This is a genomic window from Nostoc sp. C052 (assembly GCF_013393905.1).
Lineage (GTDB): Bacteria > Cyanobacteriota > Cyanobacteriia > Cyanobacteriales > Nostocaceae > Nostoc.
Window position 1 is genome coordinate 6,781,075 of sequence record NZ_CP040272.1, and the last position, 25,486, is coordinate 6,806,560.

20 protein-coding genes are annotated in these 25,486 nt (G+C 40.3%); 9 read left to right on the forward strand and 11 right to left on the reverse strand.

Annotated features, from left to right (window positions below):
• Positions 1–51 precede the first annotated feature (51 nt).
• Complete coding sequence (locus tag FD723_RS27930) at positions 52–3,360, reverse strand: alpha-mannosidase (RefSeq protein ID WP_179068266.1); 3,309 nt, start codon at positions 3,358–3,360, stop codon at positions 52–54.
• An 88-nt stretch (positions 3,361–3,448) separates the two neighbouring features.
• Here FD723_RS27930 and FD723_RS27935 point away from each other — a divergent pair, with 88 nt between their 5' ends.
• The 3 genes from FD723_RS27935 (at position 3,449) to FD723_RS27945 (ending at position 6,847) form a co-directional block, all read left to right on the forward strand.
• Positions 3,449–5,104: a hypothetical protein gene (locus FD723_RS27935; protein WP_179068267.1), complete on the forward strand. Its 1,656-nt coding sequence runs from the start codon at positions 3,449–3,451 to the stop codon at positions 5,102–5,104.
• A gap of 268 nt (positions 5,105–5,372) precedes the next feature.
• Complete coding sequence (locus tag FD723_RS27940) at positions 5,373–5,669, forward strand: hypothetical protein (protein ID WP_179068268.1); 297 nt, start codon at positions 5,373–5,375, stop codon at positions 5,667–5,669.
• A 257-nt stretch (positions 5,670–5,926) separates the two neighbouring features.
• Complete coding sequence (locus FD723_RS27945) at positions 5,927–6,847, forward strand: alpha/beta hydrolase (protein ID WP_179068269.1); 921 nt, start codon at positions 5,927–5,929, stop codon at positions 6,845–6,847.
• Between the two features lie 104 nt (positions 6,848–6,951).
• On the opposite strand, the gene FD723_RS43130 is transcribed toward FD723_RS27945, so the two are convergent.
• From FD723_RS43130 to FD723_RS27975, 7 genes are all read right to left on the reverse strand, one after another.
• Positions 6,952–7,074: a hypothetical protein gene (locus FD723_RS43130; protein WP_256874951.1), complete on the reverse strand. Its 123-nt coding sequence runs from the start codon at positions 7,072–7,074 to the stop codon at positions 6,952–6,954.
• 50 nt (positions 7,075–7,124) lie between these two features.
• On the reverse strand, positions 7,125–7,895 hold the full coding sequence (locus FD723_RS27950; RefSeq protein ID WP_179068270.1) for an SDR family NAD(P)-dependent oxidoreductase: 771 nt from the start codon (positions 7,893–7,895) through the stop codon (positions 7,125–7,127).
• Positions 7,896–8,030: 135 nt separating this feature from the next.
• The gene (gene arsS, locus FD723_RS27955) at positions 8,031–9,038 is read right to left on the reverse strand and encodes an arsenosugar biosynthesis radical SAM (seleno)protein ArsS (RefSeq protein ID WP_179068271.1); all 1,008 of its coding nucleotides are present in this window, start codon (positions 9,036–9,038) and stop codon (positions 8,031–8,033) included.
• A 50-nt stretch (positions 9,039–9,088) separates the two neighbouring features.
• Positions 9,089–10,048, reverse strand: a complete 960-nt coding sequence (locus tag FD723_RS27960) for an inorganic phosphate transporter (RefSeq protein ID WP_179068272.1) — start codon at positions 10,046–10,048, stop codon at positions 9,089–9,091.
• Between the two features lie 110 nt (positions 10,049–10,158).
• Positions 10,159–11,127 (reverse strand): arsenosugar biosynthesis arsenite methyltransferase ArsM, encoded by a 969-nt coding sequence (arsM, locus tag FD723_RS27965; RefSeq protein ID WP_179068273.1) that lies wholly within the window; start codon positions 11,125–11,127, stop codon positions 10,159–10,161.
• Between the two features lie 413 nt (positions 11,128–11,540).
• Positions 11,541–12,215, reverse strand: a complete 675-nt coding sequence (locus tag FD723_RS27970) for a response regulator transcription factor (RefSeq protein ID WP_179068274.1) — start codon at positions 12,213–12,215, stop codon at positions 11,541–11,543.
• A gap of 493 nt (positions 12,216–12,708) precedes the next feature.
• Entirely contained in the window at positions 12,709–12,996 is a 288-nt protein-coding gene (locus tag FD723_RS27975) for a Mo-dependent nitrogenase C-terminal domain-containing protein (protein ID WP_179068275.1), read from the reverse strand.
• A 426-nt stretch (positions 12,997–13,422) separates the two neighbouring features.
• Here FD723_RS27975 and FD723_RS27980 point away from each other — a divergent pair, with 426 nt between their 5' ends.
• On the forward strand, positions 13,423–14,040 hold the full coding sequence (locus FD723_RS27980; protein ID WP_179068276.1) for a class I SAM-dependent methyltransferase: 618 nt from the start codon (positions 13,423–13,425) through the stop codon (positions 14,038–14,040).
• A gap of 242 nt (positions 14,041–14,282) precedes the next feature.
• Here FD723_RS27980 and FD723_RS27985 read toward each other — a convergent pair whose 3' ends face one another.
• Positions 14,283–14,780 (reverse strand): GNAT family N-acetyltransferase, encoded by a 498-nt coding sequence (locus tag FD723_RS27985; RefSeq protein ID WP_179068277.1) that lies wholly within the window; start codon positions 14,778–14,780, stop codon positions 14,283–14,285.
• A 441-nt stretch (positions 14,781–15,221) separates the two neighbouring features.
• On the opposite strand from FD723_RS27985, the gene FD723_RS27990 reads away from it, so the two are divergent.
• The 4 genes from FD723_RS27990 to FD723_RS28005 all read left to right on the forward strand — a co-directional run bounded on the left by FD723_RS27990 (position 15,222) and on the right by FD723_RS28005 (position 20,384).
• The gene (locus tag FD723_RS27990) at positions 15,222–15,422 is read left to right on the forward strand and encodes a hypothetical protein (RefSeq protein WP_179068278.1); all 201 of its coding nucleotides are present in this window, start codon (positions 15,222–15,224) and stop codon (positions 15,420–15,422) included.
• A gap of 515 nt (positions 15,423–15,937) precedes the next feature.
• Positions 15,938–18,211, forward strand: a complete 2,274-nt coding sequence (locus FD723_RS27995; protein ID WP_179068279.1) for a PAS domain S-box protein — start codon at positions 15,938–15,940, stop codon at positions 18,209–18,211.
• 53 nt (positions 18,212–18,264) lie between these two features.
• A complete protein-coding gene (locus FD723_RS28000; protein WP_179068280.1) occupies positions 18,265–18,711 on the forward strand; it encodes a response regulator in 447 nt (148 codons plus the stop codon).
• Between the two features lie 494 nt (positions 18,712–19,205).
• Positions 19,206–20,384 (forward strand): hybrid sensor histidine kinase/response regulator, encoded by a 1,179-nt coding sequence (locus tag FD723_RS28005; RefSeq protein ID WP_179068281.1) that lies wholly within the window; start codon positions 19,206–19,208, stop codon positions 20,382–20,384.
• A 99-nt stretch (positions 20,385–20,483) separates the two neighbouring features.
• On the opposite strand, the gene FD723_RS28010 is transcribed toward FD723_RS28005, so the two are convergent.
• Positions 20,484–21,203, reverse strand: a complete 720-nt coding sequence (locus FD723_RS28010; protein WP_179068282.1) for a DUF4079 domain-containing protein — start codon at positions 21,201–21,203, stop codon at positions 20,484–20,486.
• Between the two features lie 324 nt (positions 21,204–21,527).
• Between FD723_RS28010 and FD723_RS28015 the strand changes: the two genes are divergently transcribed.
• Positions 21,528–23,768 (forward strand): glycosyltransferase, encoded by a 2,241-nt coding sequence (locus FD723_RS28015; RefSeq protein ID WP_179068283.1) that lies wholly within the window; start codon positions 21,528–21,530, stop codon positions 23,766–23,768.
• A 52-nt stretch (positions 23,769–23,820) separates the two neighbouring features.
• Here the strand turns inward: FD723_RS28015 and FD723_RS28020 are convergent, their stop codons facing one another.
• A complete protein-coding gene (locus FD723_RS28020) occupies positions 23,821–25,419 on the reverse strand; it encodes a glycosyltransferase family 39 protein (RefSeq protein ID WP_179068284.1) in 1,599 nt (532 codons plus the stop codon).
• Positions 25,420–25,486: the final 67 nt, after the last annotated feature.

Sequence of the window (25,486 nt, forward strand, 5' to 3'; positions counted from 1 at the left end):
GTCATTGGTCAGTGGAAAACCACAACTGACCACTGACACAGCTATGGTGGCTTACTCTAGCTTGGGATTAATTGCTGGTATCACCTGGAAACTGGCAATTTTCCAAGGCTCTATCGTCAAGTTTTGTTGCCTAAATGAGAATTCAGTGCTAGAAGAACGCTCTAATAAATCTACTCTATCTCCTAGATTCAACCCTAAATCACTTTGCAAAGATAACTCGGCTGTTTCTCCGTGAGATTCATAAAACCGCAGAATTAACTGCTGTGGGTTATCTTCAGATGGCTTCAAGGCCATCAAGATTAAATTTTCAGCTGATAAATTTAAGAAACTCGCCCCTTCAATAGTTCTGAGTTCTGTTAGCGTTAATGGGGCGTTTAGCCTGTTGTGAGTGTCGGGTGGATTCAAGATTACTTGCAACGGTATATTCAATTCATAGCCACGCCGTACTGTATGGGCTGCTTCCCAGCTACCAGCATGAGGATACAAGGTATACGTGAATTCGTGAAAACCTCTGTCAGCCTCGGAGTCTGGCCAATTAGGACTGCGTAGCAGTGTTAAGCGGAGTTGATTTGGTTTGCTGTCGTAACCGTATTTACAATCATTCAGCAAACTGACACCATAACGATTTGGGATTGCGGTATTTGTCTGTGTATCTTCTGCTGTCAAATCAGCCCAACGCAAAGCGGGGACTTCCCATTTTGCTTGTTCTGCGGGGGTTTGTGGTTTAGTTGGGCGGCGAATCGCACCACAGGGAATTTCATAAGTAGCAAAGTTGGCTTCAATATTGAGAGGAAAAGCAGCTTTCACTAATACATGATTTTCTTGCCAGTTGACGGTAGTAACTATCTTTAGTAGGGGTGAACCACCTTGCAGAATATAGTCTTGGCAAAATTCCGATTCACCCAACTGACGCACTACGCGCACACGACTTTGCACTGGGCCTTGTTCTAACCACTGAATAGATTGAAGATTGGTCGCGGGTAAGGGATGTTGAGCATAATTGGGGTCAATATTCCAAGCATCCCAATATTGACCACTGTCTTTAAAAGCTTGTAGTTGATTCCCCGCCCCACTCAAAACTTCTCTTTGATAAGTTTTGTCAAAAACACTTGATAAATCTCCAGTATCAGGATCTATAACAACTCGCAAGAATTCATTTTCTAAAATCCAGTCTGGGAGGAGTGGGGGGAATGTAGCTTTAGCTTCCCGCAGGGTGGGGGAAAGCCAAAATATGCGGTAGCCTACGGGTGGAATTTCGGAGGCGAGAAATAGTAGGGCTGATGGTTCAGATAATTGGGAGAGAAGCTGTCTTCCAGAAGTATCATAAATCTGCCATTCTTCTGGTGTGGGTAAGGCTACAGAGACTACCTCAGAACGTTGCCAATTGAGAGAATTGAAAACGAAAATAGGCAAACTATCGGGTTTTGGTGGTTCTGATAGGGTAATGTGAGATGCGATCGCTAAAAGTGATTCCTGTAATATCTTCGTTCCCACTTCTTCCACTTGCTGCCATTGGGGCAACGCATCTGTGTAAACTTGGGTAATTGAAGAACCAGGTAAGATATCGTGAAACTGTTGAAATAATACCAGCTTCCAAGCTGCTTCAATTTCTGCCTTGGGATATGTCACACCACAGCTTACAGTTGCCAAGGTAGCAAATAGTTCAGCTTGATATAATAGGTTTTCACAACGACGATTCCAACGTTTTTGGTCTGCGTGGGTAGTGTAGCAACCGCGATGAAATTCTAAGTATAGTTCGTCATTCCAAGTAGGGAATGAGGGGGAGGCAGAGGAAGCAGAGGAAGCAGGGGGAGAATAATAACTCTTGACTCCTGACTCCTGAATTCTGACTCCTGAATTCTGACTCCTGAATTCTGACTCCTGAATTCTGCCTGCTTTACTAATCTTCTGTAAATACTTTTCAGCCGTTGTGAATTCTAAGTCTGGGAAGAAAGGAGACTTTTGCCAACGTTGGGCGGTTTCTAACATATCACGGGTGGGGCCGCCCCCGTGGTCACCGACACCGGGAAGCCAAAGAGATTCTGGTAAACCAGTTTGGGTTTGCCATTCAAGAGCGTAGGATGCCATTTTAACGGGGTCTATAGCTTCACCGATGGGTGCAGACATCAAACTAAAAACTTCACTACCGTCAGGCGATCGCCACCAAAAAGCTCCATAATCAAATTTAGTAGTATCATTCCATCGCAACTTCTGCGTGACAAAATACTCAATACCGGCATTAGCGAAAAACTGCGGTAAAGTTGCACAAAAACCAAAAGTATCTGGAACCCACACCACAGTTGAAAGCTTGCCAAATTTCTCCTGAATATAGCGTTGACCATACAATAGCTGACGGACTATTGATTCACCAGCAATGAGGTTGAGTTCCGGTTCCACCCACATTCCGCCGACAACTTCCCAACGTCCAGCCGCCACCTGTGCTTGAATTGCTTGAAACAAATCTGGGCGATGTTCCTCAATCCAAGCATAAAGTGCGGGAGTCGAATGACAGAAAATTAACTCAGGAAAATCTGCTTGCAACTTCAGAACCGACTCAAAAGTGTTTTGCGCCGCATTCCAAGTTTCACTCACAGGCCATAGCCATGCTAAATCTAAGTGAGCATGACCCAACAGGAAAATTTTAGATTTTTGATCTCCCTGCAAAAGGGCAGATTGAATTAAATTTTGACGTAGAGACAAAAACGATCTTACTAACTCTTCCTTCGTGTCCTCTGCGCCTCTGCGGTTCGTAACCTCCCCCACCATCGCTGCCAAAACATCCAACTTCTCCGGTGCAAACCTTTCCAAATAAAGTTGCAACACAGCTAACTCATCAGCGACAAAACCGGGATCGGGATTATTATCAATAATAGATTCATAAACTAGGAGCGATCGCACTAAAGCACCATCACAATGTCCCGGACTCACTAACCGCAAAGCCACAATAAACTCTTCCCCTGGCTTCACCTCCTGACTGAGAAGCACTCTCGGCGAACAATCAAATAAATCACCCTCCAGCACTAACTCCCCATTTACATAAATCTCAGCAGAATCCGCCCACCAAAGCAGCGCTAGCCGCAAAGATAACCCAGCTAAGGGATAACCCTGTAAATCTTGAGGAACCACCAATTTTTGCACTAGCCATAGCACTTTTTTCCCGCCCGTCCAAGCAATATGTTCTTTAGCATCCAACTGGACAGGTTGCCAATGAGACAAATCAGCAGCGACAACATCAGTAATAATCAGGTCAGATTCCTGGTATAGCCAAGTAGACTGAAGATTAACTTGACAAAATGAGCGTAGTTGCTCAATTATTTCTGAGATAAATTTGGTCTGGGATTGAGAGACAGTCGGGGTCATATATTCGCTAAGATGAGGTGTTGGTTGTTTTTATTGTTTGGCGCGAGTCTCACAACTTAACAAGACTTGAACTAAAAAATTACTACTTATGTCTTCTGGTTCCTCTGGTCGTTATCAAAGCAGACTATTTAACTTTGTCCACCAGCAATCTCGGCGGGTAACACAAAAGTGGGAACACACCTACCGACATTTGCAAGTTGCTACTAAGTGGGGTGTGGAGGTATTACTTTACCCAGTGTATCTACTGTTTCAGTCATCTGAATCATCTGGGAAAACGCTACACACCAAAGAACCACAAACTAGACTAAAGTTACAACCTGATGACACTGATTGCCAGTCCGAAACGCCGCCAAATGCTGATAGCCCCATTCAAAATGTACTGGAAGCAGTCTATTATCTGTCATCTGATGAAGCCGCCTCTACTCCGGTGAAAACATCTGAACCTTTCAAACCCTTGGCTTTCTTGGGAATTTTTCGGTCGAAATTCGTTGATAATCACTCTACAAATAACGCTAATCTTATTCAAGCATCAAATATTACGGAGAATCAAGCCGGAAGTATCAACCCTTTACAATTGGAAAATTCCCTGCAACAGCATCTTCCAATAGTGCGGGGAATTGCCACAAATTTAATGAATCGGAATTTAGTACTAGTTACTGCCGATAATGAAATTCTCGATATTTTGACATCCCAACAGCAGGCAAAATTAGAAGAACGAATTATTAATGAAGTTGCTAAATATTGGCAGTATTGGCAGTTGATTATAGCTAAAAAAGAAACGCAGCAGCTATTACCACAGATTGACCAGTTATTAGCAAAACTAACTGACGGAAATCCAGCTAAAACTCCAGTTTTAGTCGAGGGTATACCAAAAGATTTACTGAATACAGATAGACTATTAACATTTTTAGATATAGCCTTTGCTAAGTTGGAATCAAATGCTTTAGTGCCTGTACAAGAACGTAGTCAGGAAATTGCCCAACTTGCCCAAACTCAGTTAAATATATTTCTTTATGGCAAAGAGCAATTAGCTGGTAGGGATGAAATTACACCAAATGCTGATGGTTTGGAAACTCATACACAAAATTTTAAGGCTTTGATTGAGGCGGCACTTAATTACTTTTTTGGTGTTGGCAAAGAAAAAACACTTGAGTCAACAACCGATGAGGGGCGATTGCCAGGTAAACTATTCTCATCACGCCTTAGAAAAGCATTGTCTACAAGTCCTCAGTTAGAGAACCAAGATTTAACAGATGATCCTTGGTTAACATGGAATGATTTATTTGGTGACACCAAAACCGTCGCTGATAAGTCAGTTAAACTTTCTCAAAGGACAAATTCTGCTTTAGCACCAAGTTTATCAGTAGGGCATTTTCCACAAAAGAATTTGAGTGTAAAACAACCTAAATTCGGATCTGGCTTGGTACAAAGAAAACAACCAACTAGTAATCTCGCCTCAAGGCAAGAAACATCTGGAAAAATCGCCTCTGCAAAACAAACCCGAACCAGCATTTCTCAAACTAAAAGCGAAAGTCGTAAAGGGGAAATGTTGAAACAGCAGTTTCAACAAAGTAGTGAAGTTGAGGCACAGCCAGACTGGATAGAAACTAAAGCAACTTTAACTGGCTATGAAAAGCACCCCTTAGAGCAACTTCTGGAATGGCTTGATTATGTTATGCTCTGGCTAGAAGAGAGATTTGTCAGGATTTTTCAGTCGTTGCGGCAACTATGGCAGGGTAAATAACCTAATAGATATTTTTGAAAAATCTACTATAATAAATATTCACAATTTTCCAATTCAGATTTTTGGAATAAACGTAGGGTACGTTAGCACAGTGCAACTGCACTCTACATATACTCTTAAATTTTGAATTTTGTTAGCGCAGCGTAAAGCCTTCTCTACGAGAGGCTCCCCCAACGGCATGGCTTCTCTACGAGACGCTACCGCGAACGCTTAGAGCGAGTCTGCGAGCATCATTTTGAATTTTGAATTGTTATTGGTGGTTGTCTAAGTGAAAATTATTGTTTACTGTAAATACTTCAATTTCAAAAATCCACTAGATAAACCGAAAATTGAGACATTTGTAGTAAATGTGCCTCAAATCCCTAAAATAGGTGAAACAATTGTAGTCGAAAGAATTTCACCCCAAAAGCAGTTTGTAATTATCTTTGAGTACATTGTGACAGCAGTGCAATTTAATGCTTCTAGAGAATCGGCTGATTCAGCAGATGCTCAGGTAAGCGCTTTTTTGAACCACTGTTGGGAGGGAACATCGAATTTCAAAGTGACTAACTTTTTAGAGCAATAATTTGAAGAAGAATTCAGAAGTCAGAATGGGCTAAACGCCCCGCTACCGCTAACAGCATTCAGAATCAATCAGTCGGGGATTCAGACCCCTAACTGATAGCGTAGCGTTAGCGAGTCCGCGTACCCCTGCGGGGAAGCAAGCTACGCGCAGCGTCTGTCTGCGACACGCTGCGCGAACGTAGAGAGCGTCTTGAAGACCACTAAATTTTAGTTGACAGGTTAGTAGCTTGCTGGGAAAATGAATAAAAAATTAACCAGATGATTGACCATAGCGATCGCCTAGCATCTCATAAAGAAGGTACATTCCCAGGTGTTGGAGGACTTGACCTGTATTACCAAAGCTGGCATCCAGAGGGTAAAGTACGGGCAATATTAGCTATTTCGCATGGACTTGGAGCGCACAGCGATCGCTACAATAATGTAATTCAGCATTTGATACCCAAGCAATATGCTGTCTACGCCTTAGATTTGCGTGGTCATGGACGTTCACCAGGTCAGCGAGGCTATATTAGCGCTTGGAGTGAGTTTCGCGAAGACCTGGGAGCATTTTTAGAGTTAATTCAGACTCAAAATCCTGGATGCCCAATTTTTATCTTGGGTCACAGTTTAGGCGGGGTGATTGTCTTAGATTACATTCTGCGCTATCCCCAACAAGCATCATTATTGCAGGGTGCGATCGCGATCGCGCCAACCTTAGGCAAAGTTGGGGTTTCACCGATTCGGGTGCTTTTAGGAAAAATGCTCTCACGAGTGTGGCCGCGTTTCACCTTGAATACAGGCATTGACATTAGCGCAGGTTCACGAGATCCGCAGGTTTTAGCTGCTTATGCCCAAGATACACTCCGACATACCCGTGCTACCGCCCGTCTGGCTACAGAATTCTTTGCAACAGTTGATTGGATTAATGCTCACGCCGCTGATTGGCAATTACCATTATTGATTCTCCACGGTGGCGCAGACCGAGTTGCTTTACCAGCAGGAAGTGATATTTTTTACCAAAGAGTAAACTACACAGATAAGCTGAGAATCGAGTATCCAGGAGCTTATCACGAACTTCAGAGTGACATCAATTATCGCGAGGTACTGGCTGATTTAGAAGATTGGTTGGAGCGACATCTACCATCTGGGGTGGTGCAGTCAAGACGGGGAAGCGGTGAGTTAGAGTTTCCTAGTTCTTAGTATTCTGACTACAACCTTCTTTCTATCAACCGTCGAGTTAAATCTTCGATTGCATCTATACTCAGTTGATATCCATTAAAAATCGTAAACAAAGGGCTAACAGCCTAATTAACGTACTGTGCTAACGCCGAGCGAGGTGTTTCAAGCGGTAGATTAACGAACGCCAAAACTTCATCTTGATATGCTGAAACTTGATTATCCTTGGCTGCTGGCACAAAAAACTTCATAGACTTTGGTTACGAATAACATGAGTTTCACTAGCACAAGCGTAACGCAATTACCAAGGCAATCTGCTTCCATCCCACGAGAAAAACTGTCCACTATCGCCTTCTTGAAGCTGTTCGATGACAGCCAATAATTGGGTAACAGTACGTTCCACTGAAAATAATTTTTCCGCAGGGACATTTCCCTGGAAAGGACGGGAAAGAAGCGTATCAGTTGTACCAGGATGTAATGTCACTATTAATGCTTTTGGACAACTTCTTTTATACTCAATTGCCGCAGTTCGCATCAACATATTGAGTGCTGCTTTAGAAGCCCGATAGCCGTACCATCCACCAAGTTGGTTATCGCTAATGCTGCCCAATTTAGCAGAAATAGTAGCGAACACGCTGCGTTCTCCATGACGAAACAGAGGCAATAAATGTTTAGCCAGTAAGACAGCACCAATACTATTTATCTGAAAGTAGCGCAGCAAATTTTCTGAATTGATCTGTCTTAAGCTTTTTTCAGGTTGCAAAGTATCTTCATGTAACAGTCCTACACAGTTGACTACCAAATGCAGTTTGTCAACTTGAGTATGTATTTTTTGAACAGCTTCAATAATCTGTAACTCGTCAGTAATATCCATCTCCAAACAAATTAATCGCTCAGGACATTCGTTTGCAAGAGCTATTAACTCTGAGACCGATTTCGGTTGACGAGAAGTTGCATAAATTCTAGCTATTCTGCGATCTTGTAGCAATTTTTTCACAAAACTCAAACCAATACCTTGGCTGGCTCCCACAATCAAAGCATTGACAGGATTAATTTCATCGATAAAAGACATATCAATTTAGATAACTTGTGGAAGTATTTGATATTCATAGCGAGAGACAAAATAAGTACCAATTTGTCTCTGGCTGTGATAACGGAAACCAAAGCCTTCATATACTGCTCTCAGGCGCGGACGCGAATCATCTTCTTAGAGCAAAGCGCCACCACAACTAGAACCACACCCAGCAGTACAACCATAGCAATAAGCAGCAGTTTGTACCTGATTAATCAGGTCTAAATTGCCAGCTTCTAACAATTTGCGAACTGTTAAGGTTTCACCATTACGAGTTTTTGCAGGCAAATTCATCATTTGGTTAAAGTCACAATCATATACATTGCCCAGATAGTCAATTGAAAGTTCGTCACGACACATTAAATGTTCAACGGTACTAGGATTAAAATGCAACTCTAAAAACTGCAAATAGCTGGTGTATAGCTTTTTCCGTTCTAAATGCATTTTAGTTCTACCAACTGGTAGATTAATAATGGTGAAGAGGTTGTTAAATACAATATCAAAATGTTCTTGTAAGAACATTTTGTAATCTCGTTCTAGGTTGCCCTGTTCGGGAGCTAAGGAAAATTTTTCACTGCTGGGTAATTGGGGATTAAATACCAAATCCAAAATTAAATTTTGGTCTTTACCATAGCCAATTTTGTTAAGCCACTGCAAAGCTTTGACTGAACTATCAAAAACACCTGCACCGCGCATTTTATCAACATTATCTGCTAGATAGCAGGGTAGAGAAGCCACAACTTTTATCTGGTGTTTAGCAAAGTATTCTGGTAAATAACCAAATCCATCTTCAAAATAAATGGTCAAATTAGACCGGACAATCACTTGTTTTCCAGTTGCTTTTGCTGCTTCCACCAAGGGCTTAAATCCATAATTCATTTCTGGTGCGCCACCAGTCAAATCCACAATTTTAATTTCGGGGAATTTATGAATTAGCGAAATTAATTGTTCGCAAATTTCAGGAGAAAGTTCTTCTGTACGCTTTGGCCCCGCTTCGACATGACAGTGTGTACAGGAAAGATTACAACGCTTACCTAAATTAATTTGTAAAACAGTGATTCCTTTTTTTGTTAAAGGGGAACTGAGTTTGTGATTAAATGGTGTTACTGGTGTATCTAATGTAATTATTGATTGAGTTTGCATTGTTTACTTATCCTTAAAAATTGCACAAACGAATATATTTAGATAATTTTCTAACCCTGCAATAATCTGTAGATTATTCCACTAATAATTGCAGCAATTGGTAAAGTTAAAACCCATGATAGTAATATCTGAGAAAAAACACGTCTATTAGCTTTTTTGCTAATCAATCCTACCCCAAAAATAGAACCAACTGAAACGTGTGTGGTAGAAACCGGAAGCCCAAATCCGCTAGCTGCAATGACCAAAACTCCCGTTACTATGTTGGCTGATAAGCCTTGAGTATGATTCATTGAGGTAATTTTTTCACTCATGGTAATAGCAACTCTTTGGGAGTTAAGTAAACCGCCAAGTGCCATCGCGATCGCTATTGTGATCATTCCTCCTTGAATCGAAAAATACTCGATAATCAGAATGAGTGAAACAATCTTAGGAGTGTCATTTAATCCTCTAGCAAAACTGACAATTCCAGCACTGAGAAAATGGCAAGTATCAATCGTTTTTTGATTGATTGTTAGATGCCATTTTGAATTAATATAACCAGATAAGCTGTAAATTCCTGCTCCTAAAGGAATAGCCAGGATTGGACTAAGTAATAAAGGCAAAATAAAGGCAGTTCCTAAAATTGCAAAATTCAGTTGAAGCCCGATCGCCACTAATCCAGCGCCAACAATCGCACCTGTTAAACTGTGAGTTGTAGAAATGGGAAACCCCATAAGTGTAGCAATGAGTACAGTTAAACCAGCAGCGATCGCTACTGCAATATGAAACTCTGGGGCATTAGCGATCGCATCAGGTAATAGTCCTTTTCCAGAGAAGTTTTTAATTAGTGTCTGTGCTAAAAAAGTTGCAGTTATTGCGCCAGCAAAAGTTGTAAAAGTTGCCCACAAAATTGCTGTTTGATAGCTACTTGTTCTACTACCAAACAACGTTGCTACACCCTTAAAATTGTCATTTGCACCATTTGAATATGCTAAAAAAAGCGTAGCTAAAAATAGACTAATTAACAACATTTCAGGGTTTATCAAGAAGAAATCAGAATCCAGAATGAAATCAGTGAAATATTTAATTGTGCATTTATTTCCCAGTCGTACAGAATAATTCTGAATTCTTTCTGAAAAATTTAACAGCAACCACCACCGCTATAGTGCCAAGTTGAATTAGTAACAACAATTTCTTGTGGCTTGATAGCGGCAAGTTTAGCAGCGGTTTTATCACACACTGCGGCGGGAATACCTCGCTGAAGTAGATGACCTGCTGAATCATCAAAGAAAGGTTCAGTACCAGCATAAATTGCTGTTTTGCCAGTAAAAATGCAAGCACCATCTTCTGGAATTACAACTTTAAAAGAGACAGAATCTAGACTTTCTAAAAGTAGGTTTTCTTCTAAATTATAAGTTTGAGAATCTAGGAGACGATAAGGACGACGAGCGCGAATTTCAACTTGACCAAAACCCGCATGTATAATCCGTTCAGTATACTGTTGATATGTGAGTGCGCCTGATAAACACATAGCTCTCAGTCGTTCATCTTGTTGGAGATGTTCTGGAATTGGACGAGTCGCAATTGGATCGCTCATCTGCAACCGTCCACCTGGTTTTAATACCCGATATGCTTCTTTTAAAGCAAGAGTTAAATCTTCTGGTTCAAAGATGTTGAAAAGGCAATTCTGTGCCACGATATCGACGCTAGCATCAGCAACAGGTAAGTTAAAAGCATCACCTTCGCGGATTTCTACAAAGCTGGGGTCAAACCAAGGGTTTTGTTGAGCTGCAATTTCTAGATTATGTGTGGCTGCTTCTCGCATCGCCGCAACCGGTTCAATGGCAATTACAGCACTTGTATAGCGTGAAAAATAAGCGAATTGCAACGCTTCTAAGCCGCCACCAACGCCAACATAGAGTACAGTAGGCTGGTTTCCTAATTCTGTGGAGTGAACAGTGGTACCACAACCATAATTCATTTCCTGCATTGGCAAAGGAATTTTCAATCCTGGTAGTTGCAGGGGCGTACTTTGCACACAACAAAGTCCAACTTGTGGGGTTTGGGCAACTTCGCGGTAAAACTGCGCTGCTGTTTCTAGATAGGTCATGCCATTTTGGATTTTAGATTTTAGATTATGACAGCTTTGTGCATCCTAGTATAGTTAACTCCGAGTTGGATGAGTTTTTGATGATGATTGCCAAAAACCCTAAATTTTCATACGACAGTGGGGACTGGGGGCTAGGGACTGGGGACTAGGGATTGGGGACTGGGGACTGGGGATTGGGAATTGGTAAGAGACAAGAAAAAGGGATAGGGTAGTTTCATAGGAAAAAATAAAAATATGGAAGTCTTGATTTCTCGTGTAGAACCATAGATTTTAACCCCTCTTCTAACCTCTCCTAGAAAGGTCAAAAGGCTTTGAAAACTAGTTGCAGTTTTTCTCTATTTGTATGAAACTATCCTGAAGAAGACAAGAGAAAAACTTGTTCAACAATTTTCCCCAGTCCCCAATCCCCAAATTCAATCACACAATGTATACCCAACACCACTCACAGTTTGAATGAGGCATTTTTCGTTGTTGGCTTCAAGTTTCAGGCGTAGGTAGCGAATATAAGCTTCTATAATATTGGCATCGCCGATGAAGTCATAACCCCAGACTTCCTCTAAAATGCGATCGCAGGTAATTACCTGTCGCGGATTGGCTAATAAATATTCTAGTAAATCAAATTCCTTAGCAGTCAACTCAATTAACCGCTGATTTCGGTACACCTCTCGCGTGCGACGATTTAAACTCAGGTCTTCAAATTCTAAAACATCTGTGGCGTCTGCTTGGTAGCTTCTTCGGAGGTGAGCGCCCACTCTAGCTAATAATTCATCAACGCTGAAGGGTTTAACGAGGTAATCATCAGCACCAGCATCTAAGCCTGCAATGCGATCGCTTACTTCATCTTTGACCGTTAATAAAATTATTGGCACTTTATCAATAATATTTCGCAAGGGGCGATAAATTTCCAACCCCGACAAACCAGGCAACATCCAATCTAAAATTACTAAATCCAGATGTAACTCACGCGCTGCGGTGAGTGCAGTCAATCCATCGTAGGCAATACTGACTTGATAGCCTTCATAATTCAATTCCAATTCGACAAATCGTGCCAGTTTGACCTCATCTTCAACCAGTAAGATGTGCGTCATGATGATGTTAATGATTTCAGCAGGGTACGGTAAGCAATAATACGGTCTGCAAACACTTTAGCAAGGTGTCAGCTACTTACAGCTATTTTCAAGGTAAATAGACCACGCGGTAGGGGCACAGCATTGCTCATTGGTGTCAACTTAACGTGAAAGTTAGCCTAGAACTAGCTCTTAGATTAACTCGTTCCCAGTCTCCGACTGGGAATGCTCGTCGTTGAGGCTCCGCCTCTCGAACTCGCGGCAGAGCCGCTTTTGAGTTGCATTTCCAGCCGGAGGCTGGAAACGAGGTTTTAAAGGAGTTTCAGCTTAAGTTGACACTAATGAGTAATGCTATACCCCTACAACAGATGTGGTTCAAATACATGAAAACTGCTGTAATAGCCAAACATCTAATAATTAGGTGTACGTTAGCTTAGTATAAACCTGAGTAAGTAACAACCGTAAGTCTGCAATTAGCAATCGCTGCTCGATTAAAGAACGATACAACAGCCAATTAGCAATAGGCTGTGACATCTTCACCGCATTCATCGGCAAGATAACAGAGCGCTTTAAAACGCAAACCAACCACTTCCTCGTACAGAGGATTTAATTTACACATCGGTGGAATATGCAATAGCTTCCGACCAAACAGCGTGATATCTCGCTCAAAAGGACACTGGGCAGGAATAGCTTTGCACAGAAAATGAGCTACTTGGGAGTGATGAATTTCTATAGTTTCCAACCACTCGCGGACTGGGCGCAATAGATCATTGTGTAACCGGATTTGAATAAAGTTTGTCATAATTTTTCACCTTGATAATTTCCAACTAGATTGAGTTTGTTATATTTGAACCTTTATGAACCTTTATAAATATATACGCTTAGGTTCTGTAGTTTTATGCACTAATTGTTCGTTCTTTGGTTATCTAAAGAGATGGCATAAGTTCGTCAGCATACTATTAACTACACATTCATCTGCTACAATTCCCGATAATTTATCAAGGCGAATATATCTTTTGTGCTGACGCAAAAAAATACTGGATGCAATCTTCGCTTCTCTAACGAGGCGCTACGCGAACGTGACGCTTTGCGAACACCCCCCGCTCGCAATCTCCACTTATGAGTACATTGAAGGTGGGGACTTCCGCAACACGTTAAACAAATTCTTGGAGGCGCAGCTAAACTCACCCTAAAAAAGCATCCAGCTTTAGGGAAGCTGCGAAAACTAATGACTAATGACTTTTTCAGTAATAAAAAGCTACTTTTTGACCGATGGGCACCAAGTTACGACTGGCTCTTTCCATCAGTGTTTTATCGAGCCGTTCACAAACGCTTACTAGAGTACATCGAATTACCAGAGCCAGCAAATGTACTTGATATCGGCTGTGGTACTGGCCGCTTACTTGAGCGCCTTGCTACTCAGTTTCCCGACTTGCAAGCCACCGGATTGGATTTGTCTGCTAATATGTTGCGGGTAGCAAGACAGAGTAACCGCCACCGTCCACGTTTAATTTATATTGAGGGGAAAGCTGAGTCTCTTCCCTTTGCTGATAGTCAGTTTGATGCTGTTTTTAGTACTATCAGCTTCTTGCACTATTTGGAACCAAAACAGGTGCTTAGTGAGATAGCACGGGTACTTTCTCCTGGTGGACGCTTTTATTTAGTTGACATTACTTCTAAAAAAGAGACAGAACCTCAATTATTGCCAGTCTCTCCCCGTGGAATTAGACTCTACAGCCCTAATCAACGTCAACTTCTTGGCTCCTCCGCTGGGCTATTGTGTTTGAATCACCATTATTTACTAGGGCCTGTCTTGCTAACAATTTTTGCGAAACCTCCGATTTGAAAATGGGGAATGGGGAATAAGGGAGAGTAAGTAGGTCGGCGTAAATAATTATCGTTGGGATAAGGCAGGGAGCAGGGGAAGAAAGGGTTTGAGCCTTGTTTACTTTTATTCACACAATTTGGTTTTATTATGCCGACTTACTTAAAGGGTTGGAAACATCTTGTATCGAGCCTTATTCTGCGTATCTATCTTAAAATTACGAATTACGTAGCTTGCTTCTCGCCCTTGGCGAGTATTACGAATTACGAATTAGCCTGACCTTGATACTTCATAAATACCACAGGAACTCTGAGCAGCTTTTTAGCTAGTTGTGAGAATCTAAATTTTCCCTTGAGCGTAGATAATCCTCTTGTCTTGGGAAATTGTGGCAAGTCTTCAAAAGATATTGGCACAAAGTCAAAGCGACTATAAAACTGCACTAGTCGTTGACCTAAACATTCTAGATAAAGTGGTCGCGTTGCTGTATTAATCAAATGCTGCGTTAATAAAGTACCTAAACCGCGACCTCTCCAAGTTGATGCGACAACTAAACTACCAAGTTCTTGCGCCCCTGAAAAGTTACGTAGCTGTCCACAAGCTATAAGATTTTCATTGCATTCAATTATCCAAAATTGTTGCCAATTTAATTGAGTTGGGTCGAGTCTTGCTGAGAATACCAGCAATCGAATTGACCACTGATCGGCAGAGGTTGCCTTACGAAGGACACATCCAGATGGTAACGACAGATTGCTCTGGTTCATTAATTATACTTTGATAGTTGGGATCGCAATCATCACATCATATTATTAACTTTATTTACTTAGAGTGTTCCAAACGATAAATGATCCAAAACCTGTCATTACGAATGAAGTAAAGCGGAATGAAGCAATCGCAAAGAGCTTGAGATTGCAACTCTTGGAGACGCACTCGCGTTCGCTACACTCCGTTTCGATCGCAATGACAATTGGGCATTTTTTTACTTGGAGTACTTTTAGAGAATGTTGTAAAGGGGACTGGGGATTAGGGATTGGGGACTGGGTGTAAAATCAAAAAATTATGGTACTTGCTCTTACCACCACCAAATTTAAAAAACAATACTTACGATAGAGAAACGAATCAGGCATAACTAGATTTTGGATAGATACACTCACACTCCTAATTTTTTAAGATAGTCCTAACAATAAATAATCAGGAATGTAATCATGGCTGAACAACAAAAAGAAAAATCTAAGAATGAAGAAACTACGCCTACCGCTTCTGGTGGCTACCAAACCCCTATAGACGAAAGTACCCGCAAAACTGGCGATGCGGAAAAGAGTGATGCTAAACCTACTGCTACTCCAGAAGCACCAGGAGAAGATTCTGTAGCAGGTAGTCCCAATCAAGGAACTGAGTCACGTTAATTGATTTGAATTTTCCCAAGTTTTAATCATCTCGTAGGGTCTTTTGTTGTAACCCGAATACGGTAAATCTTGAGTGGATATATGGTCTAACAGCCACAATTATCCACTCATTTTTTTGTGGCACAAAACTCAGCAACGTCCGATTTTCTTTCTCCCTACACCCTCAATACTTTTCGGGTTTTGGGAGAAAGGGGAAGGGGTAAAGGTAAATTCAAACCCTTACCCTTCCCCTTTAACCTTTCCCCAGATCAAAAGAGAGATTGTTGGGTTTATCCGAAAAGTATTGCCTGCACCCTGCCCCTGCCGTCAAAACGATAGGATATTTTTTATTTGGAAGTCCTTAACCGCAGGTATCGCAATCCGAAGCTTTGATGCATCTAGCAACATAAACATAGTTTTCAATATATAACTATATCTACGTAATAATACTGTATTTTTTGATTAGAGGATCGTCATAAGCTTGCTATTAGAGCTAAAACTGATGTGATTATTAGCTACACTTTTGCGAGTATTCCATGAACAAACTGTTAGAAAAATTGGTTCCAGGCGGTTTTAGCTTGGCATTACTGCTATTGTGTGGTGTCGGAACAGCTTCTTACTTAAGTATCCAAAGATTGACGGAAGAAAAGCGATGGGTATTTCATACTCATCAAGTGATAGAAGCCATAGATCATACGCATATCAGTCTCAGTAATGCTGAAGGCGCACGAAGTAGTTATATTCTCACGAAAAACACAGTTTACCGAGAAATTTATCAAGGCGAGAAGCAGAAGGTCTATGAGGTGCTTAAAGTCATCCGACAGCTAAGTAGTGATAATCTTAGCCAACAAAGGCGGCTTGATACACTGGAATCTCTGATTGCACAGAAATTTTCCTTGCTTGAGCAATCCATTGATTTGGTTGGGCAAGTAAGTTTAGATCAGTCAACTCAAATAGCGATCGCAGATCGGAGTATAGAGATTCGCGAACAACTTGACGCAATGCACAATGAAGAAAAAACTTTATTGCAACGGCGGATAGCCACTACAGATGATCTTTTTCGCCAAGTATTAATTGTATTAGGTCTAGGGTATGTTTTAAGTTTCCTTTTGCTAATTGTGGTTTATTTACTACTGCAAAAGCAAATTCGTCTTAACCAGGCTTTATCCCAAGAAGCCATTCGTCTGGAACAACAAGCTGCAAAAGCAAAACTGGCAGATATTTTAGAGACTATTACAGATGCCTTTGTTGCTCTTGATCGCAACTCATGCTGCACCTACATCAATCAGAGGGCAGGACAAATATTCAACTATCACCCCGCAGACTTAATTGGTAAAAACATTTGGGAAGTATTCCCCAAAGCTGTGGAATATCAGTTTTATCATGTCTATTTCCAGGCTTTGGCAGAACAGCAAGTCATTCAGATGCAGGAATTTTATCCACCGTTTGAGCGCTGGTTTGAATATTGCATTTACCCATCACCGGAAGGAGTATCAGTATTCTTTCAAGATATAACTCGCCAAAAATTTGCAGAAATTGCCCTAGAAGAGAATGAAAGACGCTATCGTTCACTGGTAGTTGCGACTTCTCAAGCTGTCTGGATAGCTGATACGAAAGGGATGCCAAAAGACTTTTCGTCTTGGATAGCCTTGACTGGGCAAAGTGATGCTCAAGTCGAGGGGTGGGGATGGTTGAATGCAATTCATCCTGAAGATCGGGAGTTGTCAGAGTTGTTATGGACTCAGGCACTAAAAACCAAAAATCTTTATTTTAGTGAGCATCGCCTAAGGGTTGCAGATGGTAGCTATCGATTTTTTGCCGCGCGCGCAGTTCCCGTACTGGATGCCAATGACGAGATTCAAGAGTGGGTAGGTACTCACACCGATATTACAGAACAACAAATTGCCCTGCGCGATCGCAACCTTGCACAACTTGCACTACAAAAGGCTAATGAGGAATTAGAAATCAAAGTACAGGTACGGACGGCGGAATTACAAAAGCTAAATGAGGAACTAAAACGCTCTAACCAAGAGTTAGAACAATTTGCTTATGTGGCTTCCCACGATTTACAAGAACCATTACGAGCCGTGACAGGCTATACCCAATTATTAGAAAATGAATATCAAGACCGTCTAGATGAATCTGCCCAAGAATATTTTGGTTATATTATCGACGGCGCAAAGCGGATGCAGCAGTTGATTCAAGACCTGCTAGTTTATTCTCGCGTGGGGACTCGCGGTCAAGAATTTGTCCTTGTTGACTGTAATACTGCACTCAATCTAGCTCTTAATAATTTACATGTGGCGATCGCTCAAAGCAAAGCCATCATCACCCATGAACCTTTGCCAAAGTTGTACGCAGACAAAACCCAAATGGTGCAGTTATTCCAAAATCTGATCGGCAATGCTATCAAGTTTTGCCGACAGGAGCCACCTCAGATTCATATTGGCGCCATCCTTAGAAAAGCAGGGGAGGCAAGGGAGGCAAGGGAAGCAGGGGAGGCAGAAGAAAAACCTAACTCCTCACTTCCTACTCCTCACTCCTCACTCAGCACTCAGCACTCAGCACTTAGCACTCAGCACTCAGAATGGCTCATCTGGGTACAAGATAATGGCATAGGTATTAAACCACAGTATCTTGAGCGGATTTTTGAGGTTTTCCGCCGTCTTCATACTCGTCGAGAATTTCCTGGTACAGGCATTGGTCTAGCTATCTGCAAAAAAATTGTCGAGCGGCATGGTGGTCGCATCTGGGCTGAGTCGGAACCAGGCATAGGAACAGTATTCTATCTTACTCTCAACGCAAATTAAGGTATCTTTAGTATATATACTGTATATCCGCCTAATAGCTCTCTAATAACTGCATGATTCATCGTCAAGCATTGCGACCTATTGAAGTTTTACTAGTTGAAGACTCTCCTAGTGATGCAAACCTAACCATCAAAGGCTTTTCAAATGCTCAAATCGCCAACAACTTGCACTGGGTTGAAGATGGTGAAAGTGCTATGAATTACTTACGGGAGCAAGAAGAGTTTACTAATGTTCCCCGTCCAGATTTAATCTTACTCGATCTAAATCTTCCAGGAATGGATGGGCGTGAAGTGTTAACAGAAATCAAATCAGACCCAAATCTTAAGTCCATCCCTGTTGTCATCATCACTACCTCAACTGATGAGCAGGATATCTTACAATCCTATAACCTCAGTGCTAATTGCTATGTTACAAAACCCATTGATATCTACCAGTTCATTCAAGTTGTGCAGCTGATTAAAGATTTCTGGCTGATAGCAGCAAGATTACCACAAAAGTAATTGGGTTGGAAATTTCAATTGTTACTTACCGAAGAAAAGCAGAGGGTAGGAGGCAGGAAGCAGGAGGAAGAAAATATATTTTTTGTCCTCAGCAATCAAGGGTTTAAAGCCCCTAAATTTATTTACGAAAAAAAGAAAAAATATGTATAACGAGTGGTGCAGTGAACCAGCGCGGTAGGTGGGAAACCCGCCGTAGGCGACTGGTGTTAGCGCAGCGTAAAGCCTTCTCTTCTCCCAAGGGGAGACGCTAGTGCGAACGAGAGGCAACACCTTCGGCATGGCTTCTCTACAAGACGCTACCGCGAACGCTTAGAGCGACGTTAAGAGCGTCACCTATTGGGCGCAAGAAATACTAAGTCTTTATTAAATCCCCTAAGTTTATTTATGGGGATTCCAACTGAGCCTCCTGCCTCCTTAAAACACGAGACAATTAAGTCCTATTTAACAAATAGGAAATCAGGTGATTATCTAACAAATTGATATAACCCTGTACTATGGAAAAGCTCACAATTCACATTCTATTAGTAGAAGATAGTGCCAGTGATGCCCATCTGCTACGTCGGATATTTTTACATACAGATCAAGAAAAATGGCAGATGTTACATGTTGAACGGCTATCTGAGGCAATAGATGCTAGCAGAGAAAATTCCGCATCCACCCTTAATAATTCTCAGATAGTGAGTCGAAGACAACGCAGATTCGACCTAGTTTTGTTAGACCTCAGCCTCCCAGACTCTATTGGATTGGAAACGTTGAAAGAATATCGGGCAGCAGTACCCGATATTCCAGTAGTGGTGTTAACAGGTCTTGATGATGAAGACTTAGCAATGCAAGCATTAGCAGAAGGCGCACAAGACTATCTCGTTAAAGATCAAATCACTATACAAAGGCTAGTACGTGCTATTCGCTATGCCATTGAAAGGAGCGAAATTCTTAACCAACTACGGGAAAGTGAAGAACGCACCCGTCAAGCCCTAGCAAAGGAACAGGAACTCAACGAGTTAAAGTCCAACTTTGTCGCAATGGTTTCTCATGAGTTTCGCACCCCTATGACTACAATTCGGACGGCTGTAGATATCCTGGAATATAACAGTGATAAACTAACTGATGAACGGAGAACTAAATATTTTGATCGTATACAAAATGCTATAAACCAAATGCTTCATCTCTTAAATGAGATATTGTTTTTGAGTAAAACAGAAGCGGCAAAACTCGAATACAAACCTACACTTTTAAATTTAGAAAATTTTTGCAGCGAACTCACAGATATTCTTCAAATTAATGCAGGTAGTCAGCACAGTATTATCTTTACTTGTCAAGGAAAATCAACCCAAGCCCAAATGGATGAAGACCTACTAAATTGTATCTTAACCAATTTAATTTCTAATGCCATCAAATATTCCCCTCAACATAGCACTATTTGGTTTGATTTAATTTGCCAAGATCGCCTCGCAACTTTCCAGGTAAAAGATCGGGGAATGGGCATTCCCCTCAAAGACCAAGCCCGTCTGTTTCAAACCTTCTATCGCGCCAGTAATGTGGGTGTAATTCAAGGAACAGGACTAGGACTCACTATAGTGAAAAAATGTGTGGAGCTACATGGTGGTCATATTCAATTAGAAAGTGAGCAGGGTGTTGGCACAACGGTAATTGTGACTTTACCACTGGAATGATTGGGCATTGAAAAGAAGCAGAGGGGCAGGGTGTGGAGGGCGGAGGGGAAAATTCTTCCCCCTGCTCCCTACTCCCTTGCTTCTTCCCCATTCCCCACCCTATTTTCCTACTTGGGGATTTGGCGTTGGACAAGTTTTATTAGCAAAATCACACTGATAAATATAGGGTTCTTGCCAACTCAGAGGAATTTCTAATAAGTCTCGTGTGCCTGTCATGCCTTGTCCAATAAATAGTAATAAAGCAATGCAGTTTAAAATCGTATGAACTATACGCCAGCGATTGGATTTATCTTGATAAATATCTTGAACAATTGCTAATGAAAAAATCATCAGCAGTGCTGCGGTAATCCCAATATAATAATGTGACCAATACCACTCATTAGTGCGGCGATAGACTCCATCCTGACAGCCTAAAATGACTAAACCTGCACCAGTTAAAGTTGCAAAAACTCCCCGCCATACACGTTGCTTTGCCCGATAAAGAAATACTAAAGAGGCGATGGTGGCAGCAAACAGTAACAGGATAAAAACAACTTGAAAAGGTGTTTTATTCCACAATTGATTTGTGATAATATTTTTGCTAATAGGGTAGCTTAATCCGATTAAAGTTAATCCGACAACTGCACTTGTTAGCTTTTCACCTAACTGCTTATGTTCTCCACCCACCACCGGAGGAATTTTGCTCTTACTCCCAGCTAAAATTTGCAATCGGCGTTGCCGTGTCTGCCAAGCAAAATTCACTACTGTACCGATGAGTGGAAACACGAATATAATTGCGATCGCTGGATGTACAAGACTAAGAAAATCTGTTATTTGCATACAACACCTTTAAATGAATCATTGAATTCATCTCAAAGGATAATCTAGGTCATCGTACCATCATTTAAATTAATTTGAGATGAGAATTTGTTTAATATTCATTTCTATTATTTTTAGCTGATTTTAATCAAGCAAATATTTGAATATCTTATAAAAGATTATGACTCTAAAAAATACAGGTTATGTGTTAAAAAATACATAGAAATCTTTGACTATAAAGTATTATTAGAAATGTTTTGTAACATTTTTTCAAAAAAATCCGTTACAAAAATCTGGTGAAATACTTTTTTACACAATAGTTTTAGGTGAAAAAGGGTAAATAAAATGTCAGGATCAAAACTTCGCTATAAACCATCTCAAAATACTGTTTTTAAGGGAGTTATTCAATTTCACACAGCAACGCTGATTTTATTAGGCATTGTTTTATTTTCTGGCATCATTATAGCAGGATGGTTCGCTGGTGAAGATAGAATTAGTGGAATTTTTGCTCAAATCAACTACTGGCAAATGCACTCACCAATGTGGTTAGAAGTTCCAAGAATAGAGGGTAAATATTTACTGCTACCCACTGTTGGATGCTTGTTAACTGTGTTTGTCGTGATGAAAATATCTCCAATACCACGGATTTGGTCGCAACGGTTAATAGTGGGAATGTTAATCATTTTAACTTTGCGGTATGTTCTGTGGCGATCGCTCTCTAGCTTAAATTTAGTAGATCCCTTGAATGGGGTATTTAGTCTAGGGTTATTTTTTGCAGAGATGTTAGTGATAGTCAATAGCACGATACAGCTATTTTTCATGTTGAATATCAAAGAACGTCACCGAGAAGCAGACATGAAATCATTAGCTGTACTCAGTGGTAGCTTTGTACCAACTGTTGATATTCTTATACCAACTTATAACGAGCCAGTTCTTATATTACGGCGGACAATTATTGGTTGTCAAGCCCTAAATTATGCAAGTAAAAAAATCTATCTTTTGGATGATACTAATCGTTTAGAAATGAGGCATTTGGCAAAAGAATTAGGTTGTTATTATATAATAAGACCTGATAATAGTTATGCGAAAGCAGGTAATTTGAATCATGCGATCGCTAAAACTAATGGAGAATTAATAGTAGTTTTTGATGCCGATTTTATCCCTACTAGTAACTTTCTCACTCGCACTGTTGGATTTTTTCAAGATGCAAAAATTGCCCTTGTACAAACACCTCAAAGCTTTTATAATGCTGACCCCATAGCCCGTAATCTAGGCTTAGAAAATGTTCTCACCCATGAAGCAGAAGTATTTCATCGCCAAATTCAGACAAGTCGTGATTCTTCAGGTAGTGCAATCTGTGCTGGTACATCCTTTGTTGTTCGTAGGAGTGCTTTAGAGGAAGTTGGGGGTTTTGTAATTGAATCTTTAAGTGAAGATTATTTCACAGGAATTCGCTTATCTGCTCAAGGCTATCGTTTAGTTTATTTAAATGAAAAGTTAAGTGCTGGTTTAGCAGCAGAAAATATCGTCGGCTATGCAATTCAACGATTAAGGTGGGGACAAGGTACACTCCAGGCACTATTTATTAAATCTAATCCTTTAAAAATTCCTGGGCTAACTTTTATGCAGAGATTAGCTTGTTTAGCAGCATTGCTATATTGGTTTGGCAATATTTCGCGTATCTATTTTCTACTTATCCCATTAGCATATTCATTTTTCCATGTAATTCCTATCCGTTCAACAGCAGCAGAATTATTATTTTTTTTCTTACCTTACTATTTAGTGAATTTAGCAACGTTTTCTTGGTTGACTTATCGTTCTTGTTCAGGTTTGCTCTCAGATATTTATTCACTAGTAATCTGTTTTCCTTTGGCAATAAATACCCTACAAGTGATGATTTATCCTTTTGCGAAAGGATTTAAAGTTACACCAAAGGGTATAGTAAAAAATCGTTATACTTTTAATTGGAATTTAGCCATACCTCTCATATTTTTGTTTATTGCTACTGCTATTAGTTTGTGGCTAAATCTAAATATTGCACCAGAAACCACTCAACAGATGACAGGTATCAATTTAGGTTGGCTGTGGAGTATTTATAATTTGATTATGATTGGTATCACTCTTTTAATTTTAATAGATGCACCAAAAGCAGATATGTATGAATGGTTTAATTTGCGGCGAATAGTGCAGTTAAGAGTTGGCGGTCAGAATTTGTGGGGTGTGACTACAATGATTTCGGAAGCAGGTGTTGAAATTGCTATGACTCAGAAGTTACCCATCAATTTATTTGCCCATCAACTAATAAATATAGGAGTTATAGAAGAAAATTTATGGCTAACTGGTGAGCTTGTGAATACTGGGTTTAAAGATGGATCTTTCACAGTGCGGCTTAGGTTTAAATCAGTAAGTTTAAATAAACATCGCCGCCTTGTAGAAATGCTATTTTGTCGTCCAGGACAGTGGAAGCGCCAGAATGCGCCAGGAGAATTACATTCGTTATTATTAATATTTAAAATTTTCCTGAAACCACGAATTCTATTTGATAAAAAAGTAGATGTAAGAGCAATGACAGTTTCTCAAATCTGAAATTTTATTCTTATCAAGTACTGAATAATTGTCCCAAACGCGGTATCTCATACTAGTGCAATGAGTGAGGATTTTCTACTTTCCAGAGCAAGTAATGATTGTCACTATATAAAACATTTGTTTTATACTGATAATTTCTTTCTATTTGCTTGCGCCAGCTATCTGAAGGATTTAGTAAAAAAATATCAGTGAACTCATCAGGAATATTTGGGATAGTTTGAGCTTTTACTAATTGAAACTGCACTTTTGGCTGTAAAAGATAGCTGAGAGAAAAGACATTCCCATAATTAATACCAGAATCATCACTAATCAAAAGTGGATGAGCAGCCTGATTAATAATTTTTGCAGCTTGTGGATTACCATAGCTAATCACCTTACTCCACCAAGTTTCAGCTTGGGAACTCACTCCATAAGAAACTAACCCACAAATAATCACTAATCCTATAATTGTCTGCCAAATTTTTCGGCGTACAAAACTCTCATTATGTAGCTGCGTAGTCAGGAGATAGGCAACAGCTAATTGAATGCCCAAATAAGAAGGCAATAAATAACGTTCGGAAAGTGAGCGTATACCCCCAAAGATTAAATCTGGTAGCACCAAAGGTAGTGCAGGAATTATAATCAAGGTGACAACAAACAACCAGATTTTATAGTTAGTTGTCCGACAAATAAAATAAATAGAATATCCAATAAGTGTTAAAAAAAATGGTGTAATTATATAGCTAATGGAATTTTCAAAACCAAAGTTTAAATCAAGAAAAATCCGGTTCAACTGTAAAAGCCAAGATTTAATTAAAATCTCTAGGGGAAACTGCATTTTTGTCCAGGCTGTTGAACTGTCAAATTGCAACAAATTATCTATTACAACTAATATCCAAGGTGTGAAGGCGAAAAACCCTGTTAAAGATGCTAATAGATAAGCTTTCACTGTCCGATTTAACCTAAATCTGGCAGTGGTAATTACATAAATTCCATGAGCAAATGTTACTAATCCACTCAACAAAAATGTGTAAAGGCTGAGTGCTAAAGTGACTGCATAGATTCCCCAATTTAATATGCGTGGTGCTTGATTTTTTGATTCCAGTCGTAATGCTCGTAGCAACGAGGCGCTGGATAGTAATATAGTTACCACCCAGAGAATGTATTCTCGTGCTTCTTGGGCGTACACTAGGTGAATAGGGGAGATTGCCATGAGTGCGATCGCAACCTCTGATACCCACACCGATGCTTTAAATAATTCTCGACATAGCCAATAAATACTCGGAAAAATCAACAAGCTGATAAAGGCAGATAAACTTCTGATAGCCGTCACCGAATTACCAAAGATTCCCACCCAAAACCGAGCGATTATATAATACAGTGGGGGATGCTGTGGATCTTCTGTTTCCAAAGACATAATTGTGTCAATTAAGCCCTTTTCCATATTAGGACTTTGGAATTTGGCAAAACTTTCTTTAGTAATTATGCGACCATTAAATATTTGCTGCCTTACTTCGTTTGCCGTATAACCAGAAATCCGTAATGAAGTAAAAGTCTCATCATGCCAATAAACTTTGCCGTCAATGTTAAAAAAGCGAAAAAATATCCCAACCATTAATAAAACGACAATGAAAAACCGCAACCTATTTGGTGTAAGTTTGAGACGCCGCATAACTAAATTTTACAATAACTTGTAGACAATTATGTACTCTAAACATTTGATGAAAATTAAATATGCA

Bases quoted from the DNA above. Each gene is read 5' to 3' on its own strand.
- FD723_RS27970 (WP_179068274.1), bottom strand. From the start codon at position 12,215: ATGACGCACATCTTACTGGTTGAAGATGAGGTCAAACTGGCACGATTT.
- FD723_RS28005 (WP_179068281.1), top strand. From the start codon at position 19,206: ATGGAAAAGCTCACAATTCACATTCTATTAGTAGAAGATAGTGCCAGT.
- FD723_RS27950 (WP_179068270.1), bottom strand. From the start codon at position 7,895: ATGTCTTTTATCGATGAAATTAATCCTGTCAATGCTTTGATTGTGGGA.
- arsM (WP_179068273.1), bottom strand. From the start codon at position 11,127: ATGACCTATCTAGAAACAGCAGCGCAGTTTTACCGCGAAGTTGCCCAA.
- FD723_RS27995 (WP_179068279.1), top strand. From the start codon at position 15,938: ATGAACAAACTGTTAGAAAAATTGGTTCCAGGCGGTTTTAGCTTGGCA.
- arsS (WP_179068271.1), bottom strand. From the start codon at position 9,038: ATGCAAACTCAATCAATAATTACATTAGATACACCAGTAACACCATTT.
- FD723_RS27960 (WP_179068272.1), bottom strand. From the start codon at position 10,048: ATGTTGTTAATTAGTCTATTTTTAGCTACGCTTTTTTTAGCATATTCA.
- FD723_RS27990 (WP_179068278.1), top strand. From the start codon at position 15,222: ATGGCTGAACAACAAAAAGAAAAATCTAAGAATGAAGAAACTACGCCT.
- FD723_RS28015 (WP_179068283.1), top strand. From the start codon at position 21,528: ATGTCAGGATCAAAACTTCGCTATAAACCATCTCAAAATACTGTTTTT.
- FD723_RS27930 (WP_179068266.1), bottom strand. From the start codon at position 3,360: ATGACCCCGACTGTCTCTCAATCCCAGACCAAATTTATCTCAGAAATA.
- FD723_RS28020 (WP_179068284.1), bottom strand. From the start codon at position 25,419: ATGCGGCGTCTCAAACTTACACCAAATAGGTTGCGGTTTTTCATTGTC.
- FD723_RS27985 (WP_179068277.1), bottom strand. From the start codon at position 14,780: ATGAACCAGAGCAATCTGTCGTTACCATCTGGATGTGTCCTTCGTAAG.
- FD723_RS27980 (WP_179068276.1), top strand. From the start codon at position 13,423: ATGACTAATGACTTTTTCAGTAATAAAAAGCTACTTTTTGACCGATGG.
- FD723_RS27975 (WP_179068275.1), bottom strand. From the start codon at position 12,996: ATGACAAACTTTATTCAAATCCGGTTACACAATGATCTATTGCGCCCA.
- FD723_RS43130 (WP_256874951.1), bottom strand. From the start codon at position 7,074: ATGAAGTTTTTTGTGCCAGCAGCCAAGGATAATCAAGTTTCAGCATAT.
- FD723_RS28000 (WP_179068280.1), top strand. From the start codon at position 18,265: ATGATTCATCGTCAAGCATTGCGACCTATTGAAGTTTTACTAGTTGAA.
- FD723_RS28010 (WP_179068282.1), bottom strand. From the start codon at position 21,203: ATGCAAATAACAGATTTTCTTAGTCTTGTACATCCAGCGATCGCAATT.
- FD723_RS27945 (WP_179068269.1), top strand. From the start codon at position 5,927: ATGATTGACCATAGCGATCGCCTAGCATCTCATAAAGAAGGTACATTC.
- FD723_RS27935 (WP_179068267.1), top strand. From the start codon at position 3,449: ATGTCTTCTGGTTCCTCTGGTCGTTATCAAAGCAGACTATTTAACTTT.